The organism is Microcystis wesenbergii FACHB-1317, assembly GCF_014696875.1.
In the GTDB taxonomy this organism is placed as follows: domain Bacteria; phylum Cyanobacteriota; class Cyanobacteriia; order Cyanobacteriales; family Microcystaceae; genus Microcystis; species Microcystis wesenbergii_A.
Genome location: NZ_JACJQV010000089.1, coordinates 106,037 through 122,901, shown reverse-complemented (window position 1 = coordinate 122,901; position 16,865 = coordinate 106,037). Strand labels below are relative to the sequence as shown.

17 protein-coding genes are annotated in these 16,865 nt (G+C 42.1%); 16 read left to right on the top strand and 1 reads right to left on the bottom strand.

The features are described 5' to 3' along the window. From H6F92_RS05440 to H6F92_RS05395, 11 genes are all read left to right on the top strand, one after another. A partial coding sequence (locus H6F92_RS05440) for a transposase (RefSeq protein WP_190357055.1) occupies positions 1 to 201 on the top strand: 201 nt, incomplete at its 5' end. Between the two features lie 35 nt (positions 202 to 236). Beyond that, on the top strand, positions 237 to 380 hold the full coding sequence (locus H6F92_RS05435; protein WP_190357054.1) for a DUF1345 domain-containing protein: 144 nt from the start codon (positions 237 to 239) through the stop codon (positions 378 to 380). Positions 381 to 408: 28 nt separating this feature from the next. Continuing rightward, positions 409 to 1,812: a glutamate decarboxylase gene (gene gad, locus H6F92_RS05430; protein ID WP_190357053.1), complete on the top strand. Its 1,404-nt coding sequence runs from the start codon at positions 409 to 411 to the stop codon at positions 1,810 to 1,812. A gap of 171 nt (positions 1,813 to 1,983) precedes the next feature. Then, positions 1,984 to 3,735: a mechanosensitive ion channel family protein gene (locus tag H6F92_RS05425; RefSeq protein ID WP_190357052.1), complete on the top strand. Its 1,752-nt coding sequence runs from the start codon at positions 1,984 to 1,986 to the stop codon at positions 3,733 to 3,735. Positions 3,736 to 3,915: 180 nt separating this feature from the next. Then, complete coding sequence (locus tag H6F92_RS05420; protein WP_242030011.1) at positions 3,916 to 4,473, top strand: helix-turn-helix domain-containing protein; 558 nt, start codon at positions 3,916 to 3,918, stop codon at positions 4,471 to 4,473. Between the two features lie 60 nt (positions 4,474 to 4,533). Further along, entirely contained in the window at positions 4,534 to 4,710 is a 177-nt protein-coding gene (locus H6F92_RS05415) for a hypothetical protein (protein ID WP_206755586.1), read from the top strand. Between the two features lie 151 nt (positions 4,711 to 4,861). After that, positions 4,862 to 5,074: a DUF6888 family protein gene (locus tag H6F92_RS26985; protein WP_036397117.1), complete on the top strand. Its 213-nt coding sequence runs from the start codon at positions 4,862 to 4,864 to the stop codon at positions 5,072 to 5,074. Next, the gene (locus H6F92_RS05410; RefSeq protein WP_002736866.1) at positions 5,064 to 5,261 is read left to right on the top strand and encodes a DUF6887 family protein; all 198 of its coding nucleotides are present in this window, start codon (positions 5,064 to 5,066) and stop codon (positions 5,259 to 5,261) included. Before H6F92_RS26985 ends, H6F92_RS05410 begins: the two co-directional genes overlap by 11 nt. A gap of 313 nt (positions 5,262 to 5,574) precedes the next feature. Then, positions 5,575 to 6,615 carry a hypothetical protein gene (locus H6F92_RS05405; protein WP_190357051.1) on the top strand — a complete coding sequence of 347 codons (1,041 nt, stop codon included), beginning with the start codon at positions 5,575 to 5,577 and terminating at the stop codon, positions 6,613 to 6,615. Between the two features lie 152 nt (positions 6,616 to 6,767). After that, positions 6,768 to 7,043 carry a hypothetical protein gene (locus H6F92_RS05400; RefSeq protein WP_199308135.1) on the top strand — a complete coding sequence of 92 codons (276 nt, stop codon included), beginning with the start codon at positions 6,768 to 6,770 and terminating at the stop codon, positions 7,041 to 7,043. 111 nt (positions 7,044 to 7,154) lie between these two features. Then, positions 7,155 to 7,310: a hypothetical protein gene (locus H6F92_RS05395; RefSeq protein ID WP_190357065.1), complete on the top strand. Its 156-nt coding sequence runs from the start codon at positions 7,155 to 7,157 to the stop codon at positions 7,308 to 7,310. A gap of 106 nt (positions 7,311 to 7,416) precedes the next feature. Here the strand turns inward: H6F92_RS05395 and H6F92_RS05390 are convergent, their stop codons facing one another. Next, on the bottom strand, positions 7,417 to 8,760 hold the full coding sequence (locus H6F92_RS05390) for a chloride channel protein (RefSeq protein WP_190357050.1): 1,344 nt from the start codon (positions 8,758 to 8,760) through the stop codon (positions 7,417 to 7,419). A gap of 875 nt (positions 8,761 to 9,635) precedes the next feature. Between H6F92_RS05390 and H6F92_RS05385 the strand changes: the two genes are divergently transcribed. From H6F92_RS05385 to H6F92_RS05365, 5 genes are all read left to right on the top strand, one after another. After that, entirely contained in the window at positions 9,636 to 10,928 is a 1,293-nt protein-coding gene (locus H6F92_RS05385) for a sugar ABC transporter substrate-binding protein (protein WP_190357049.1), read from the top strand. 1 nt (position 10,929) lies between these two features. After that, positions 10,930 to 12,240: a mechanosensitive ion channel family protein gene (locus H6F92_RS05380; RefSeq protein ID WP_190357048.1), complete on the top strand. Its 1,311-nt coding sequence runs from the start codon at positions 10,930 to 10,932 to the stop codon at positions 12,238 to 12,240. A gap of 462 nt (positions 12,241 to 12,702) precedes the next feature. Continuing rightward, positions 12,703 to 13,176: a hypothetical protein gene (locus H6F92_RS05375; RefSeq protein ID WP_190357047.1), complete on the top strand. Its 474-nt coding sequence runs from the start codon at positions 12,703 to 12,705 to the stop codon at positions 13,174 to 13,176. A 32-nt stretch (positions 13,177 to 13,208) separates the two neighbouring features. Further along, on the top strand, positions 13,209 to 15,398 hold the full coding sequence (locus H6F92_RS05370; RefSeq protein ID WP_190357046.1) for a coiled-coil domain-containing protein: 2,190 nt from the start codon (positions 13,209 to 13,211) through the stop codon (positions 15,396 to 15,398). 157 nt (positions 15,399 to 15,555) lie between these two features. After that, positions 15,556 to 16,839: an RNA-guided endonuclease InsQ/TnpB family protein gene (locus tag H6F92_RS05365; protein WP_190357045.1), complete on the top strand. Its 1,284-nt coding sequence runs from the start codon at positions 15,556 to 15,558 to the stop codon at positions 16,837 to 16,839. The last annotated feature ends 26 nt before the right edge of the window (positions 16,840 to 16,865 follow it).

Below are 16,865 nucleotides of genomic sequence, written 5' to 3'. Positions count from 1 at the left end.
TCCAGTGTTTTTACCAAGAGTTGTCAAACAATCCGAAACTGGTTTGGAGAAATAATTAGTTATTTCGAGCAAAGGACAACGAATGGGGTGGTCGAGGGAATCAACAATAAACTTAAACTAATAAAACGGAGAGCCTATGGCTTGAGAAACTTTCGGAATTTTTGGGTTAGAAGTATGTTGTCTTGGCATCTTGTCTGTTGATTTAGCATAAAGAGTAACGAAGAGCCGGTTTTTGTATGGCGGCTTGTTATCAAACCTTCGATACAAGTATTAATAGTACGGCGATGCGGCGGCTGGTAGTAACCTACGGGATGCTTTCCTATTCTTTATCCGTCTCGATTATTGCTATTATTTTTGGAATGATTGGTAATTTACTCTGAGCAAAAAAGATATTTTATTAGGGAAGTTATGGTTCATCAGAAAATTAATCTCGATCGCCTCAGTCCGGAAGAGGCACTAATTACCCCCACCTATGCTTCCCGCGCCCTGACTTCCGCTGTACCTAAATACGAGATTCCCGAGGGGGAAATGCCGCCGGCGGCGGCGTACAATTTAATTCGCGATGAACTTGCCCTTGATGGTAATTCCCGCCTGAATCTGGCTACTTTTGTCACCACTTGGATGGAACCGGAAGCCAAACAATTAATGGCGGAAACCTTCGATAAAAACATGATCGACAAGGATGAATACCCACAAACCGCCGAAATTGAATTGCGTTGTGTGAATATGATCGCTAGACTCTGGAATGCTCCCAAAGGCGCAGCGGCAACCAGTTGTTCTACCATTGGTTCCAGTGAAGCGGCGATGTTGGGAGGCATGGCTTTAAAATGGCAGTGGCGCTATCGCCGACAAAAAGAGGGTAAACCCACCGATAAACCTAATTTAGTCATGGGCATTAATGTGCAGGTTTGTTGGGAAAAATTCTGTCGTTATTGGGAGGTAGAACCGCGTTTTGTGCCGATGGAAGGGAATCGTTTTCACCTCGATGCGACGGAAGCAATTAAACTAATTGATGAGAATACGATCGGGGTAATTGCCATTATGGGTAGTACCTTTGATGGTAGTTACGAACCCGTCCAAGAAATTAATGATGTTCTAGAAAAATTGAGCAGAGAAACCGGCTGGCAAGTTCCCCTGCACGTCGATGGTGCTAGTGGTGGTTTTATTGCCCCTTTTCTTGATCCCGATTTAGTCTGGGATTTTCGCCTCAAATGGGTTAAATCGATTAATGCTCCTGGACATAAATACGGTTTAGTCTATCCCGGTGTCGGTTGGATTATCTGGCGAGATCGGCAAGAATTGCCAGAAGAATTAATCTTTCATTGTAATTATTTAGGCAGTGATCTGCCTAATTTTGCTCTCAATTTTTCTCGTCCCGGCAATCAAGTAGTCGCTCAATATTATAATTTTTTACTCTTGGGCAAAGAGGGTTATCGACAAATTCATCAAGCCTGTCGAGATACGGCCTTGTATTTATCGGGGGAAATCGCTAAGATGGGGCCGTTTGAATTGATTACCGATGGCAGCACTATTCCAGTTTTTGCTTGGAAATTAAAGGAGACAATTAGCGATCAATATAATTATATTTTATTCGATTTAGCCGATAAATTGCGCGAGCGGGGTTGGTTAGTTCCTGCCTATACAATGCCCAAAAATCGCCAAGATTTAACCGTGCAGCGCGTGGTGATTAAAGAGGGATTTAGTCGCGACATGGCGGAGCTTTTGTTGCGGGATATTAGGTCAGCGATCGCATTTTTTCAATCTCAGTCTCATTATCAGTCAAAATTATCTGGTTCCCATTTCCATCACTAACAGATGTTGAGGAAAAACTCGCTTAAATTTCCTAAATATTGGCAACCCTTACAGAGTTTTGGTGTTGGCAATTTTTCCACTCCTGTCTCAACCTAGTATATCTGTACCTCATCGAGGACAGTAATGCCTAAACCTTACCCTACTACACAAAGAAAAATCTGACTTAATCCTATGAAATCTGTACCATTTTTCGATATTAATCTAATATCTTTAATGCCAAGTAAACCATCTAGAACTAGAGGATGGATGAAAAAAATTGGACATACTTTGGTAATATTTGTTGTAGTTTTACTACTGACTCTCACCTCTCCTCTTTTGGGAATAGCTCAAAATCCGACACAACTGGAAAATAAAATTGACGGCTTTCCAGTTATGTTAGATGGAAAAACTCTCTTTTTTATCCGGCGTGGAGTTTCTTCATTTTCGGCGGAGGAGAGAGCTAACGCTATTACCCGGAGAATTGAAAGAATTGCTCAAAATGATTCTATTCCTGTTGAGAACCTGACAATTAAGCAGATTCCTGATGATAACTCACTTTATTTAAGTGTAGATCAAGAAGTAATTCTAACGGTGACGGAGCGAGATGCAAAAGCCTATCGTTCAACGCCGGAGGTTTTAGCTCAACAAGCTTTACAAAAAATTCAGGTTGCTATCGCTCAATATCGCCAAGATCGAAAACCCGAACAACTACTTAAGAACATCATTTATACGGTTATAGCCAGCTTTGCCTTCCTGATTATTAGCTTTGCAGTTATCAAAATTTCAGGGAAGCTATTTCCCTTTATTAGACGTTTGATTGAATCCTTGACGCCAGGCATTCAAATCGGGAATGTTGAGATCATATCTTCCTCTAATATAAGCTTTTTTTGGCTGCGAGTTCTTCGGATAATTCGCTTACTTGTTCTCTTTTTATTATTATTTAATTATGCTACATTTGTACTTCGTTTATTTCCCTGGACAAGAGTTTTTGGTGAGAGTATTTTAGGCTATTTTTCTCAATCATTAGAACTGGTTTTATCCTCTATTGGCCAATATCTTCCCAATGCCTTTATTATTGCCATAATCATTTTTATAACCTACTACTTAATCGGGCTTATCAAGCCCTTTTTTACGGCAATAGAAAGAGGAAATCTGGTTATTCCTGGTTTTTACACTGATTGGGCTAAACCTACTTACAATCTCCTATTAGTCATAATTATTGCCATAGCAGCAATAGTCGCTTTTCCCTACTTGCCCGGTTTTGATTCCCCTGCTTTCCGAGGTGTTTCTGTTTTTCTTGGTCTTCTTTTATCCCTTGGTTCTACTTCGGCGATCGCCAATGTTATCGGGGGAATTATTCTTATTTATACCCGTGCCTTTCGCATTGGAGATCACATTCAAATAGGAGATGTAATTGGCGATCTAATTGAAAAAAACTTCCTAGTTATTCGCATTTGTACTCCTACTAATAAAATCATTACTATTCCTAACTCGTCTTTATTAAGTAGTAATGTGATTAACTTTAGTATTTCCTCGCGGGAATTAAACAGAAATCTAATTATTCAGACAACGATTACCCTAGGTTACGATCTGCCTTGGCGAAAAGCCCACAAAACCCTAATTGAAGCGGCTCTAGAGACCGAGCATATCCTCAAAGAACCCGCACCTTTTGTCCTGCAAACTAGCCTGGATAATTTTTACATCAGTTATCAGTTAAACGCTTACACTAACCAACCCAATTTGATGGTAATAATTTATTCAGAACTCCATCAAAATATTCAAGATAAGTGTAATGAAGCTGGGATTGAGATTCTTTCTCCCAGTTACACCTCCCTACGAGATGGAAATACAACAACCATTCCCGAAAATTATTTACCTTCCGATTATGTCGCGCCTCCCTTTCGTGTTCAATCTTCAGACGATCAGGAAAACAACACATTATGATAGTAAATCCGTTTTTAAGCCCTCACTGTTGGCGGATTATTAATATAATGTTAATTGAGCTTAGAAGAAGAGAAATCGATGACGGCATCCTAGGAGCAAGACTTTGGACTTTGGGCCGAACAAATGGCCGATTTACACTAAATCCTATTATAATAAAACGAGTAAAGACGAGGAGATAAAATGGCCAAGAAAGCTTACTTAGCAGAACATCTAAGTTCAGAGCAACTGAAAGATAGATCCAGAAGCAGTCAAGACTCAGTGGAAACAAGAAGATGGCACTTATTGGGTCAAATATCGTTAGGATGGACAATCAAAAATGCGGCAGTAGCTGTGGGGTTAGATTATCAATATAGTTTTAGAATTCTCAAGAGATATAATGAATTAGGAGAAGAAGGAGTTAAAAATCTCAAGAAAAAAAGTGCGGAACATCGGAGAGAAAAAGAACCTTTATTGAAGGAAGAACAATTTCAAAAATTAAAAGAAGAACTGAAAGAACGTCCTGTGGATGGAGGAATCTGGACAGATCCGAAGGTAGCCAGATGGATAGAAAAGGAAACGGGGCGAGAAAAAGTCTGGAATCAAAGAGGGTGGAATTACTTAAAAAAGTCCAAATATTCTTGTCAAAAACCCAGACCGAAACATAAGAAAGGAAATCCGATTGAACAAGAACAGTTTAAAAAGACCAACGGCGGTAGTGCAACACCGTTAAGAATGGTTATATGTCTATGGATTTCTTGAGCCTAAAACCAGAAAAACGTTTGGTATTTAATCCCAAGAGTTAACCATCAATGGTTGAATTTGGTCTATCAAGCTTTCGCCAAAGATAGGGGTCTTGATGAGGGAACTTTAGTCAACGAATATTTTGAGACCATTGAAGAACTCGAAGAAAAGCTGGTTCAGCGTTGTTGCGTTCTCGAAAATATGACAGAAGAAATTAAAAACTTGACCAACTATCATTGGCTTACTTATTCTTAATTTGTTACTTTACTTTCTAAGGCGGATTTGGTATTACTTAGGCTGTTTGACCGCCTAGGTACTAGGCTATGGCCTTTCTACCAGCACTTTTTGAGAATGTGCTAATGGGTAGGCTTGTGAGGGTTGAGGGTAATTAGAGTAAACTGAAAAGGTGTTATCATTTGGGGGTAAGTTGTTTTCGTTAACCACACAGCAAGCTATTAAGTCGGTTGAGCTTTGCCAAAGTCTCTCGGATGGATTTCGGGATATTGTTTTATTCCGATTTGACCCGTTACGGGGCGAAATTTATATCTTGGCAGGTGAAGACATTGAATTGATTATTTATGCCGATGGAAATTGGGAGTTTTTGCCAAATGAAGCCTAATTTTAACGAAATGAGCAAGTCCACTCTCAGAGCCTATGTTCTACAACACCGTGAGGATGATGAGGCTTTGCGGGCGTTGATGAGTCGTCGTGATCCGAATGCGATCAGGTATAATTTCCCTAGTACGGAGGAGGGTTTACGTCAAATGGAGGAGGTGATTCGCCGTAAAATTGAAGGGACTTTATAGGTATGGTCTTTTTTGCGGCCGACTCTGGGGTCTGGCAAATGCTGAAAATGCTGGAGAACAATCTTTCTCAAGAGCTTTGCTTCTTGTTGCTGCTGGCGGGTCAAAACTAGCTGACCAAAGCCTTTCCTTTTGCCATAATAACTAACTGGGGAATGCCAACCCCTGTTCATTCTTAGGTTAACCCATTGAGTGTCTCCGAGACCGACTCAAAGGTTGCCAAGCTGGCACTCTATACTCCGTGTCGTTTGTCAAGTACAATTTGTACCAAAGTAAAGCAGTAATCTACCTATAAATATTTGAGTAACCTAACACAATGCAGTCATTGTTAACTATATTCAACATTATTTGGGACAATGATCTATTTCATTGGATTACCCTTGCCGTTTTTTCAATTGCAACAGTATGGGAAATTTATACCTGTGTTTTATATTGTAAGAGAGCCAAAAATGATCAAGACGTAATCAAAGCACTTAAAAGAGGTAGTAGTATAGAACAAAGAAAATATGAAGAGTGGATTGATGAGCATTTAGAAACAAAGAATAATAAACCCGTGCAAATAGAAGGAAAAGGAAAATATATTCTTAAACAATATCCAGAAATCCTAACTCATGCTACCCGTAGTAACCTTCGCTTTGTAGGAACATTATGTACTGCCATTGGTGTATTAGGAACCTTTTATGGCATTCAAGTAGGAATTTCAGATATTCCTCTTAATAACTTGAATAATACTGAGTCTTTATTGGTGGGTGTTACTGGATTACTCGATGGGATGAAAACTGCATTTTCTACTTCTTTAATGGGATTAGGAACAGGTAGTTTATTCACATTTATCCTTTTCATTACAGATTCTGTAAGACAATCCAATCATGACCAGATTAGTCGGGCATTACACAAAATTACAATAGCAGGGAAGGACTCACAACAGGAAGCTGTTAGCAGTTTAAAAGAAATTTCTGAAAGTTTTAAGAAATTCGATTTCACTGCTAATTTAAGAGCATCTCAAGCGTTAGAAAAAGTAGCTAAATTTCTTGATGCTAAAGTTATAGGAGAAGAGGTAGGTAACGCTGTCAGTATTCAACTGGATCGAACAATTGAATCTAAGCTAACACCAGTCTTCAATAATATCTCTGTCACTCAAGTTAAATTAACAGAAATCACAACTATTCAAAAAAATGTTTTAGAGAGCTTAATTGATGAGATGAAAACTCAGCTAATTATACCAGTTTGCGAGAAATTAGAACAAAGTGCAGACCTAACCCTTAGAGCATCTCAATCGGTCACTAAATTGAATAATGAATTAGGAAGCATTTCCCAGAAATTAGCCGATTCAATTACAACTATTCAGCAATTCTAAAAAGAAACATTAGCCGAATTAAACCTAAAAACAATGACAAATTCTTACAAAAAAGTATTACAAATGACAAATTCTTACAAAAAAGTATTACAATAAAATCTCTTGTTGATGAAATTATTGCGTTTAATCACCCATGGAAATCTGCTACAATTTTGTTTGGAAGTAATAGTCCGTCTGCCCAAAGTGCTAGGGATTTAAAATCAGCTTTACAGATAAGACTTTTACGCTCTTATCCTGAGCAAGTATTTCTTGAGCTTGATTCAAATATATCACAGGAAGAGGAAGGAGAAGATTTATATAGTGTACGATTAGTTAATCCTATTGGTAATCGTAACAATGCCGAGCATATACCAGTCAGAGTAGCACATCAATTGCTGATAAAATCTGAAATCAAAACCCTGATTCGTCGATCCAATTTTTTATCCTAATTATTTTTCTCAATCTACTCACATTACTTTTATAGCGTTTTCTGTTCGCAAGAGGTACATTATAGATGTTGAAAAGCTTAATCAGCAAAGGTTTAACTGTGCCTCACAAATGTGAGAACCGCTATATATGGTCATCCACCCAAATTTATCTATCTTCGTATTGGCAATAGTCCCACGGCAAAGATTATCGAAATTTTAAGAGGTCATTTTTTAATTATTGTTGAATTTTTTGATAGTGAAACAGAAAGTCTGTTGATATTAAGTTGAGTGCGATCGCTGATCTGGTAGATTGCGTTAGACAACAATCCCAAAATTAGGGGCGCAAAGAACTTGCACCCTCTGGATATCACAGTAATTCCCCTGACCGTGGCTTCTAGCGGATCATTGCCCGCAGGGAACTAGAGAGTTGATTGGCTACCCGTGCGGCCACCAATCCCGAAAGGGCGGCAACCACCACTGTAGCAAGGCAGGTTAGCTGGGCTGCCCCCGGACCCCCCACCCCCAGTACCATCGCCACGGCGGTCAAAGGTAGGCGATAGCCGCCCGCAATACCGGCCGCTGCCCCCGCCGCACCGGCCAGATCCCCCGAAATCTCAAAGGTGGTGGCGAACACCCGGCCACTGAGATCGCCGATGGCCAGAAAAGGGACAAACACGCCGCCACAGCCCCCGGCTAAAACGGCAGCGGTGGTGGCCGCGGCCCGGAGCAGAGCTACCGCTAACAGATGGTAAGGAGTTGTTTTAATGTTTTCGGCCCAGACGATAGCAGCTCCCCCCGGCCCAAAAGCCGCTGCGGGGGTCGCCACCTGCCCGATCACGATCGCCAAGAATAGCATCACCAGGCCACCAATGAGGAGACGAGTGCCAGGCCTGTCCCGCAAGCCTCTGGCCCAGTAGATCGCCTCACCGGTGAGGGCTGTAATCGTGCCGACGACCAATCCGATCAACAAAGTGGCACCCACCGCATCCCAAAAGTCAGTGGGGGAAAGCTGCGGCACCACCAGCCGGATCAGTTGCAGCTTAAAGGCAGCGTTGACTCCCCATCCCACCAGTCCCCCGGCTAACATCGCCGCCACTCGCTCCGGGGTGATCGGAACCTGGCGTCGCTGACTCAACTCAAACATAAAGAAGCTGCCCACCAGAGGGATTCCCATCAGGGCAGAAACACTGGCCGCACCGCCGCCGATGGCCAGCGGCCGCACCAGTTGACCCAGGGCTGGATTTGTGCTACCTAACCAGGTTCCCGTCGCCACGCCAATATGGGCCGCCGGCGATTCTGTTCCCATGGGCGCCCCCAGTCCAACAGTGGAGAGGATGGCTAGGGCCCGCAACGGTGCTAGATTCCAGGGGAAGCGCTCTTCGGCCCCAGATGCGTTGACCACGTCACCGGTCAGATCGGCGCGAGCAATGTCATGGGGGAAGGAGTACCAGGCCATGAGAGAACCCCAGCGGCCAGAGGCAGTGGCATCCCGGGGAGCTAAGGTCTGCACGGGTTGGCCCCTACCCAGTCCAAACAGGACTAGCACTGCTAAGGTAACGCCCACCAGCGGCAGCAGCAGTAGCCAAAAGTTGCCCAAGCCAGAGGCAATCCTGAGGGTTTGCTTAATTGCCTCAGTCAGCAGTACCGCGGCCAGAGAGCCGATCAAACCGCCGAGCAGGCCGCCAACAGCCCATGGGCCTACCCTGGTTAACAGAAGTTGTAGTTTGTTATTTGCCATAGAGTTGAATTACCTTCATTTAATGCTGGATCTCGGTGATCAGTAAAGACGTGAACGGGTAGGCCCTAGAAGTGAGGTGTCGCACGACGGCAAACGGAGGGGGTTGACATTTTATTTAGGTGCGCTATACCGTGGTTCTGACTAAGTTTTTTCCTGAAAAGGTCGGGAGGGGAAGCAAGCCTTGGGTCTCTAGATCAAGTATTGGCCTATGGACTTGGCCCTATCCTTAATAACTAAGTAATTTAGCATAATATGTTCTGAAGAACCCAGTTATTTAGCCGTTGTTGAAGTTTGTTATAAGTACCTAAGCAAAATTAATTACACATATCTAACCACCTCTTGCCTCTTGCCTCTTGCCTATCTTCACTAGGAAATTAATTTTGCACGACTACTTAGTTATTGGTCTTGGCATTTTCAATATCTAGATGGGGGATCGTGGTGTTAAATTTAGGTGGTTATCTTGGCTTTTTGAGCGGCATTATTTTCGGCTTTTTCGGACAAGTAATAATCATTTGCTGTCAGGAATGGCGAACAAATTTGTCTTTTTTATGGGGTTCACTTGGGTTTTTAAGAGGTAGTTATTTAATGATTAGCTTTCAGGTTGAGTATTTACTGGTAAACTGTAGTGCATTTAAACTGGATATTAGAGTGTTAGAAAACAAACTAGGAAACTCACTCTCTCCCTTCTCCTAGACAGTGTTAACAAGTAATTTAGATAGGTCAGCAGCTTAAAACGCAAAATTTTTAACTGTAATTGTTCCTAGATTGGTGGCTCTTGACAAAGGATCATGTTAATTATTTTTATCCTGAAGATTACTGGGTACATTTTTATTATACTATGAATATATAGCAAGATTTTTCAAGGATCACGATCAATGCAATCCCTAAGGCTCAGAGTTACAACTGCTTGGAGAAGTAAAAAACTAAGGAGAATTATATCGCTCCTATTGCTTTTTATCTTGATGCCAATTTTTCTTTATGCTTGTTTTAGTGATCTTCCTAACCAATCATCGGAGCAACTGCAAGGAACCCTTTTGGTTTGGTATCCAGAAGAGGGCAATTTAACTGAAGTAGTAGGTCTCGGTTTGCAAGAGTTTGAAAAATTAAATCCGCAGGTGACAATTCTTGAACAAGCTATTCCTGTCGATGAGATACCCGAACGTTTTTTTAAGCAATCTCAAAGCGGATTGGGTGCGAGTGTTATTCTAATTTTTTCGAGAAATATACCCAGATTAGTCTCTGAAGGAGTACTGGGGGAAATTGACCGGAAAAATCTAGATTTATCTATTTATAATCCTCCAACCCTGAAACAAGTTAGCTATCAAGGAAAAATCTATGGCATTCCCTTAGGTTCTCGTACTCGTGTACTGTGTTACAATCAAAAAAAATTACAAGTTAGTACCGATCCGCTGCTGAAGCAACCTCCCACCAGTTTAGAGGGATTAGTGGAACGTGCGCGCAAAGGTTATTCTGTGGGGATGGTGTCCTCTTTTGAAGATACTTTTTGGGGAATGGCAATTTTTGGCAGCTATTTGTGGGATGATCAGGGTAGGCTGCAACCTCGCTTGGATGGTTGGGCAAAATGGCTAGAATGGCTAAAATTTGCCTCGTCACAGCCTAATTTTATCCTCAATCGTCAACGGGAATTACTTCATGAGGCCTTTGCTAGAGGTCGCTTAACCTATTATGTGTGTAATTCTATTGAAATTGCCGATTTAAAAAACAGCCTCCAAGATGATCTCAGAGTCGCTTTACTTCCCCAAGACACTCAAGGTAAAGCAGCACCAATTCTCTATACACGGGTGATGGTATTTAATCGCAATAACAGTGATAATGAAAATAGGTTGGGATTAGCTTTAGGAAAATTTCTCACTAATCCCGAACAACAATTGCAAGCAATCATCCAAACAGAAAGTTTTATTCCCACTAATCGACGGGTGCAGATCGAAGGAAATTTACTACCGATCGAATCAGTATTATTACAACAATCTCACAATGCCGTGGCAGTTCCTCTCGATGATTGGGAAAAGTTGAATAAAATTTTAGAAGAAGGAGAATTGTGGTATGAAAGAGCGATCGCTGGTGAAATATCTTCCTCAACAGCAGCCCACCAACTGACACTTTATATTCAATCAGGTCTTGATCAGGAAGTCAGAAAAATAAATTAATATGAACAACAATATCCCATCTCTTTCGGAAATAATTGCTAACCAATTATTATTTTTAGGACGCAGAAATGTTCAAAATCAATTAATGATTATTTTTTTCTGTTTAATTCTTGCTTGGTTATTGTCAAAATGGTTATGGTCTTACTTAGAAAAAAGATTTCCTCACGTCACCAGTTTTATTCATAGTGATAAAAATTTAACCCGCCGTCAATATTTTGCTATCCTGATACAGTTTCTTAATTTTCCAGTTATTAGTATAATTTTACTTGATTTAAATTATCTAATTTTTTTCAGTCAAAACTGGACAAGAGGAATGATTAGTTTATCTATAAAACTCCTGTGGTTTTATTTAGTTTATCGTGGTTTATTAGCTGGACTATACGCCAAGTTTTCCGTCAATACAATTAAATATTATCATTTCCGGCTTTTAGCACCTTTATTGGTGTTATTTCTCCTGAGAACCATGATTGGTTTCTACAATAATATTCAGGAAATCGCCCAAGTATCTCCTTTCAATTTATTCAATAGTCCGATCACATTGGGAAGCATATTTGTTTTGATAATAGCTCCCTATTTTCTGGTAATTGTTGTTGATCTTATAGAGACTATAATTCTGAGTATTGCTAATTTAAATCAGCAAGCTAGTCGCGGTGAAATTGAAGCAACTTTACTGTTAGGACGTTATTTTTTCATTGTCTTAGGTTTTATTATCATCTTGGGTTATGTGGGAGTTAATGCAACGGCAATAGCGGCAATTACTGGCGGTTTATCGGTGGGTATTGGTTTCGGTCTGCAGCAAGTAGTAAGTAATTTTATTAGCGGTATTTTACTATTATTTGAAAAAGTTCTCAAACCCGGTGATATCATTAATATTGAAGGGCAAACTTCTCAGGTAAAAAAGCTAGGTATTCGAGCGACAACAGTGCAAATCCTTACGGATAATTCTGAAAAAATTATCCCCAATCAAAAGTTTTTTACTGAGGATGTCACCACCTATACGGGTAGTGATAACTTGATTTATTGTTCAATTGTTATCGGAGTTGGTTATAATTCTAACGCACAACAGGTGATGAATTTATTGCTAGACATTGCTAATCATCATCCTAACATACTTAAAAACCCGCAACCAGTAGCCTTTTTTATTAATTTTGGTGATTCTAGTTTAAACTTTGAATTAAAGTTCTGGTTGGATGATGTTAACAGGAAAAAGCGAGTAATTAGTGATGTTAATTGTGTTATTCTTGATAGGTTTACTCAACAGGATATCGAGATTCCCTTTCCGCAACAAGATATTCATATTCGTAATAATTAGGGTTTGCTGAAAAAGCTTTTCCTAGGGGCAGGGTGTGACCCCCCCCAACCCCCCCGACATCGGGGGGGCAGGTGGGGTGTGGGGTGTGGGGTTTTACCCATTTTCAGGTGGTCAATTACCTAAAATTCAGGGAATTTTTCCCTGAATTTTACCCCCAATCACTCCAATGGTCGGCACTTTTTGAGGGGAAAAAAGTCTAAAAGCCTTATCCAACAAGGTTTTTAGATTTATTCAGCCAGCCCTAATTAGCAATTTATTCTGGTCAAAAACCCTAGCTGATTATTTTCATCTTAAGATAATCAATTCTACTTATTAAATCCATATATTTATTGTTTTTTATTAATAGTTAATGTCTTGACATAAAAACAACTTTAATATACTATCTACCCTAGATAGTATATTCAGAGATACTCAATAATCTAGAATCAAAATCTCCCAGATTAATTTATCGAGGTTTTGCTGATGCTTTTTCGTCCTACTTGGCTCGGTACTTTATCGCTTGCCCTTGCCTTAAATTTGCCCCTTAGTGCCTCAGAAACCTGCGTCCCGATACCTTTGATCGGTGGTCAAGGAAACCAAGTAACCAAGACCGTTTCTCAACCGACCGTTCCCAGCGTGTTCGGTGTCGATATCACTCGCAATAACTGGAATACCGATTGGGCGGTTCCGAGCGATCGCATCTGGCAAAAATTCCTGGCCACTATTTCCTCGGCTGAGGGTGGTTCCTTCGATATCCAGATGTACCTCAAGTACAGCGATCAAACCACGGGACAGTTTTTTAACCAACAAGATGTACGGATCGACCCAGGTAAACCCCTGACTATTACCGCCACACCGGAACCCAACGATGAACCCTATCAAGTCAATCTTTTTATCGGTGGTGTCAACCATTTCGGCAAGACCTACACGGTAACTGTTGTCGGCTGCTACCGCTAGAGCGTTTTTTTAATAGTGAGGAGTGAAAAATTATGGGATTCTCGCCATGCCGCCTGCTGATCTGGACTTTGCTCGGTTTATCGTTTCCTGTCCCCAGTGTTCTCGCCGAAGCGATAGATGACGGGAAAGCGATCGCTCCCGTGACCGTTGCCCCTTCCTTCTGTGAGGGTTTTACCCCCTTGACCAATAGGGTCGCCCCCTTGGTATTCGAGGGGGAAACCCGAACCGAGGAATTACCCGACAGTGCCTGTGCCAAGGATCTGGCGGGAGTAGGAGCGCCCGTTTTGCCAGCCTCTCCCCCCACAGAACCCACCCCGGCTGCGACCCCGAACGCACCGGAAAATCCCGCTCCCCAAGGCCAAGAGGATCGAGGTTGGCAGATTAAATTTCAGCCCTACGCGACCATTCCGATCAATACCTACGGAACCGCAACGGCCCGGGGACGTACCGTCAACTATCATCTCGATCTCGGGGAAGTATTACAATCGCTCCGGGTGACGGGTAGCGCGCGCGTGGAAGCCTGGAACGGTCGTTTCGGTTTGATTTTCGACGGTTATTACGCCAGCTTGAGAAACGTGATCAACCTCCAGAAGACAAGGGTTCGAGAGCCGAATTTTATCAACTCCTTGAATTGGTTGCTGAGTCAGGATGCCAACCAGAGAATTCAAAAAGCGATCAATGGACTCGAAGGCATCTCCCAGTCGGTCGCTCGGATACAAGGATTAAAAGAAGAGGGGAGCTTTCAAGAGGCAGGAGACAAAATTCGAGCCTTACGACAGGATATAGCCCTAAAAACCGAACAATTAAGCCAATTACCAGCGGCAGCCCAAGAATTGCGCGATCAGATACGGCAAGAAGTCGCCCTTCGGGAGGAACAATTACAGGAACTGGAAACGGCGATCGATAACGCTCGGCAACGTTTCCAGCAAGAGATCGTTCCGAAAATCGAGCAGGCGCAGGAACTAAAGACGACCCTCGCAGAAATTCGACAGGAGGTGCGGCAAGAGGTCGAGCGAAAAGCCGAGCGCCTAAACGAATTTAAACAGGCTCTTGACAGCCTTCAAGGACAATTGGCCGAACGCCAGAATACTTTACAAGAAATGGTCGTAAAAATTCCGACTCTCCCCGAGGTGGATATAGGTGAGATTCGCGATAATATCGATATTCGAGATCTCCGGGATCTGGAGAAGAAAATAGCAGAATTACCCCGCGATCCTGCCTTTAGCGATCGGCTAGGAAATTTGAAGGATTTTCAAGAAAAGCTCTCACAAATACAGGAAGCTCTGGCTAGAGGGCAGGAAAAAATTCAAGAATTGCGGGGGTTAAAAGATAGCGAACCCCTGCAACAACTGCAAGCGAAGATTCAAGAGTTACGGGAGCTAAAAGATAGGGAACCCCTACAACAACTACAAGGGAAGATTGAGGAGTTGCGGCAGACTAAAGATAGCGAAATCCTCCAACAATTGCAAGCAAAAGTTCAGGAGCTACAGCAGTTAAAAGATAGCGAACCCCTGCAACAACTGCAAGCGAAACTCCAAGAGTTACGGGAGTTAAAAGATAGCGAACCCCTGCAACGACTCGAACAAGAAATTCAGAACGCCCGAGAATCGCTCGAACAACTAGAACAAACAATGCAACAGGTACAAGAATTCGCCGACAATCGCCAATTACAGCAACTCGAGGCGGATTCGGAAACAAACCTACAATTCGATCAGGGCATCTACGATTTCGCCGTCAGTTACCACATCGGTGCTCCGATCAGCCACGAACTGCCCGAAAAACCCTCTAATCGCTCTTTTCCCTTAATTTGGTTCCAGCCCTATGCGGGCCTTCGTCTCAATAGTATCAGTATCGATATCGAGGAAACGCTTACCGTACAGCTATCCAGTCCCCTCGTCAACTTCAGTCAAACCTTCCAACAAACCTTCAGTCAGGGGAGAACTTGGTTTGAACCGCTCCTCGGCGGGAAATTTGGGGTACAGGTGTCCGATCCGATCACTTTATGGATTCGGGGAGACGCTTCCGGTTTCGGGCTGGCCGGCGATCCAGATCTAAGCTGGAACCTCCTCTTCGGAGTCGATTGGTGGGTGAATCGCCAAATTTCCCTGCAATTCGCCTATCGTTTCTACGGGATCGAGTATAAAAACGGTAGTGGCGATAACGCATTCGGTTTTACGGAAAACTTTAACGGACCCTTTCTCGCCGCCACTTTTCACTTTTAACTTAGTGTCAGCATTCGTCCCTCGCGCTTAGTGCGATGGGACGGGGCTTTTAAAGGGCCGAAGTAATTCGCCCCACAGCCACTCATGAATGCTGACTTTGTATATATACAATTCCTCAAAACTATGTTATCATAGTTATAGTTTCTTGATAATTCTTATGCACAAAGCGTACAAATTCAGACTTAAGCCTAATACCGAGCAAGAAATAGCCTTAGCTAAAAGCTTTGGCTGTTGTCGTTGGTTTTGGAATTATTCCCTGAATTTATGCCAAGAAACCTATAAAACCACGGGAAAAGGACTGACACGAAACTATATTCAGGGACTATTGCCCAGTCTCAAAAAAGAATATGAGTGGTTGACAGATGCTTATTCCCAGTGCTTACAGGTTGTTGCTTTGAACTTATCGCAAGCTTATCAAAACTTTTTTGAGAAACGAGCTAGATTACCAAGATTCAAATCTAAACATGGTAAACAATCAATTAGCTATCCAGCTAAGGTCAAATTTGAAGGTGACTACCTCAAATTACCTGGTAAAGTTGGCTTAGTTTATTGTGTTCGTCATCGGGAATTTGCAGGAACAATTAAAACCGTTACTATCTCAAAAAACCCAGACGGTAAATACTACGCTTCTATTTTAGTTGACCCTTCGGCTTCGCTCAGGGTTAACGTCGAGCGGAGCCGAGACGTTGATGATGGACAATCTCCGCTGCCCCCCTTGATAAGGGGGGTGCCGAAGGCGGGGGGATCTACCCTTAATCAGGGTGGTGACGAAGACGGGGGGATAGATGGAAAAGCGATAGGAATTGATTTAGGACTTAATCATTTTGCTATTACCAGCAATGGTAGTAAATATGATAACCCTAAACATTTTGCTAAACATCAACGTAACCTAAAACGGAAACAACAAAAGCTATCGCATAAAAAGGAGGGAAGTAACAACCGTCAAAAAGCTAGACGTAAAGTAGCTAAAGTTCACTCTAAAATCTCAAGATGTCGTGAGGATTTTCTCCACAAGCTATCCCGTAAGATAGTTAACGAAAACCAAGTTATTGCTGTAGAAAACCTCAATGTTAAAGCCATGGTACGCAATCATAATTTAGCTAAGGCTATTAGTGATTGTAGTTGGGGAATGTTTTGTACAATGCTTAAATACAAGGCAGAATGGCAAGGAAAAACCTATATCGAAGTTGATAGGTTTTTCCCTAGTTCTAAGACTTGTCATGTCTGTCTAAATCAAGTGGGTAGTTTATCCCTTGATATGAGAATATGGACTTGTGAACATTGTCAGACAACTTATGACCGGGACATAAATGCGGCAATAAATATTCGAGATGAAAGCTTACGGATATTGTCGTTAGGAACTAGCGATACTGCCTATAGAGGGGATGTCAGACCAAAAGCTGGGCGTAAGTCTGTCTTGAGGCAATCCCCTGTGAAATAGGAAGCTCTCAACGACCTTGAGAGTAG

Coding starts and splice junctions, on each gene's coding strand:
- H6F92_RS05405 (WP_190357051.1), top strand. CDS start 5,575: ATGCAGTCATTGTTAACTATATTCAACATTATTTGGGACAATGATCTA.
- H6F92_RS05365 (WP_190357045.1), top strand. CDS start 15,556: ATGCACAAAGCGTACAAATTCAGACTTAAGCCTAATACCGAGCAAGAA.
- H6F92_RS05435 (WP_190357054.1), top strand. CDS start 237: ATGGCGGCTTGTTATCAAACCTTCGATACAAGTATTAATAGTACGGCG.
- H6F92_RS05390 (WP_190357050.1), bottom strand. CDS start 8,760: ATGGCAAATAACAAACTACAACTTCTGTTAACCAGGGTAGGCCCATGG.
- H6F92_RS05420 (WP_242030011.1), top strand. CDS start 3,916: ATGGCCAAGAAAGCTTACTTAGCAGAACATCTAAGTTCAGAGCAACTG.
- H6F92_RS05370 (WP_190357046.1), top strand. CDS start 13,209: ATGGGATTCTCGCCATGCCGCCTGCTGATCTGGACTTTGCTCGGTTTA.
- gad (WP_190357053.1), top strand. CDS start 409: ATGGTTCATCAGAAAATTAATCTCGATCGCCTCAGTCCGGAAGAGGCA.
- H6F92_RS05410 (WP_002736866.1), top strand. CDS start 5,064: ATGAAGCCTAATTTTAACGAAATGAGCAAGTCCACTCTCAGAGCCTAT.
- H6F92_RS05425 (WP_190357052.1), top strand. CDS start 1,984: ATGAAATCTGTACCATTTTTCGATATTAATCTAATATCTTTAATGCCA.
- H6F92_RS05385 (WP_190357049.1), top strand. CDS start 9,636: ATGCAATCCCTAAGGCTCAGAGTTACAACTGCTTGGAGAAGTAAAAAA.
- H6F92_RS05375 (WP_190357047.1), top strand. CDS start 12,703: ATGCTTTTTCGTCCTACTTGGCTCGGTACTTTATCGCTTGCCCTTGCC.
- H6F92_RS05380 (WP_190357048.1), top strand. CDS start 10,930: ATGAACAACAATATCCCATCTCTTTCGGAAATAATTGCTAACCAATTA.